Origin of the sequence: Coprococcus sp. BIOML-A2, assembly GCF_009875795.1 — a bacterium.
GTDB classification, from domain to species: Bacteria; Bacillota; Clostridia; order Lachnospirales; family Lachnospiraceae; genus Coprococcus; species Coprococcus aceti.
Map to the genome: position 1 here is coordinate 1 of NZ_WWSI01000016.1, position 2059 is coordinate 2059.

Genomic DNA, 2059 nt, shown 5'->3' on the forward strand with positions numbered 1-2059 from the left:
GCCAAGACCTGGGCAGAGTGTGCAATAACATCATTTGTTTTGCGGTCAGTTTTTGAGGGTGGAAAGTCATCGTCAAAAGCAGATGGAAAGAATAGGGGTATGTCTACTAGCAAAGGACGGGTGGAGTCTGAAAGAAGTATTATTTGTGAGGGTGGAAGTAAGACAAATTTCAATAACGAAATACCTAGAAGTGGAGCAGAGTGGAATGAATATTTAAAGGGAAAATATGGTGCAGACAATGTTCGTTGGAATATCAATTCTGTTGATGACATTTTCAGTGACCCGACTAGACTAAAGGGGTATACTGTAGATGAGTTGCAAACTATACTAGGGAACGACTGGACTAGAGGTGTATACGGAAGTAATGGTGGTGGATGGAAATTAATGAACGGTGATATTTCTATTTTTTATCATCCAGGCGGAGGTAAGCATGGAGGTTCATATTATGGAATATCATCTGGAGCTACTGGAAAAATTAAAGTAGTAAATCCAGAGACTTATATTCCACTGAAGGGTGATAAAGCAACTGTAATTTATGATTAGGGGTGACAAAATGATTTCGTTAGAAAAAAGATATGAGAATTTTAAAAGTACAATTGAGGAATGTGGAAGTTATCTGCTTCTAGAAGATGATGATACAATTAAACATAATCTATTTGAAGAATTTTCAATAGATATAATTAGTTTCTTGCACGAAGATACACTAAATCTTTTTTTAGATGAAGGTATGATTGATAATGATATATTAGAGAAAAGTATAGAGTTAAGGAATGCTTATTTGGAACTAGAACGTATTCCTGATATGCTTAATGTTGAAACTGTAAAAACATCTGAAAAGTGGAAAAATATATTAAGAAAATCAGATGAAATAAGTGAGTTGCTTTATTGGTAAAAATATTATTTAGAAAGTTATTTCAAACTAAAAACGGAGACAACCTAAAGATATGTTAGGGTGTCTCCGTTTTTTCTTGTCGTTTCAAATTTACCAGCTCTAGAAGAAATACAAAACAACATTGCATCGTCATACGGAAGGCAACTGTAGATATGAAACATAATCCATTCAGATAAATGAACAAGAATTTCAGATGAAATGTAACAGATTGAACAAATGCATTGTTTTATGAGTAGAATTAGTTAAAAAAGGAGTCCTAAAAACGGTAAAGCAGATATAAAAATGGTCAAAAGGCGGTAATTTTTATGTGGATATTCCTTCTGGTGATGCAAATATATTATAAATAATAGGATAAATATTCACGATATGTAATTGCATATTAAATTTATTGAGCCAGCAGAGAAACGTAAAAATCTACTGGCTTTTTCTATGCCCTCAATTCTCCACAATTACTTTTGAAAAATCTCTTATTTTTTTAAAAAATCCCATATCAAGTTACTTTCTTTTGAACATCTGGTGACAGTGTGTCCGTTCAAAATCCTGCATATAAGGAAAGTGCCGATGTTAGAGCCTGGGGGAATTAACCACTCAGAGTCCAACAGAATTGACCAATTTAAGCTCATTAGAAATAGCCAATGCACCAACTTATCTAATTGCTTATTGTCCCTTATTCAACAGGATCATTGATTTCTATCGAATAAGTTTTTAAGTTTCGTCCACGATAACTTTCTCCCTTCATGAGATAAACGGTAGAAAACTTAGTAGTTCCAGCAGTTCTAGGGGTATTCCTGTGCCAGTCTTAGCTGGTGCTTTTGCTGGTTCTGCCCTTACGAATGCACACGTTGTCCTACGTTTGTCTTTACGTCTTTTGGTGCTAACTACTTCCACTGTGGCATGAAAAGGCAAAACAGGGCGAATTACGGCTTGTGGTTTTAGTTCCTATTCGTACTGTATTTGGAACTAGGTTGCTACTGCTGGGTTCTGCACAGGCAATGGCTTGATTATGGAACTTTAGAGGCTGGAATTTAGGAACTATAAAGAATTTACAGGTGTTGCTGGTACGTGTGTTGCATTTGTTCCAGCAACATCTATACTTGACAAGTACAGGGGGGATGAAAATAATGGGGAATAGAGGCGTGCTTTTATATGTAGACTTGGGCAAGCTTG

At 35.5% G+C, this 2059-nt stretch carries 2 protein-coding genes; both read left to right on the forward strand.

Translation table 11 applies throughout. From position 1 onward, the window contains the following. Positions 1-543, forward strand: a 543-nt coding sequence (locus GT575_RS14995; RefSeq protein ID WP_204987956.1) for a hypothetical protein, incomplete at its 5' end; no start/stop codon positions are given. A gap of 10 nt (positions 544-553) precedes the next feature. After that, the gene (locus tag GT575_RS14810; RefSeq protein WP_147344001.1) at positions 554-892 is read left to right on the forward strand and encodes a hypothetical protein; all 339 of its coding nucleotides are present in this window, start codon (positions 554-556) and stop codon (positions 890-892) included. The last annotated feature ends 1167 nt before the right edge of the window (positions 893-2059 follow it).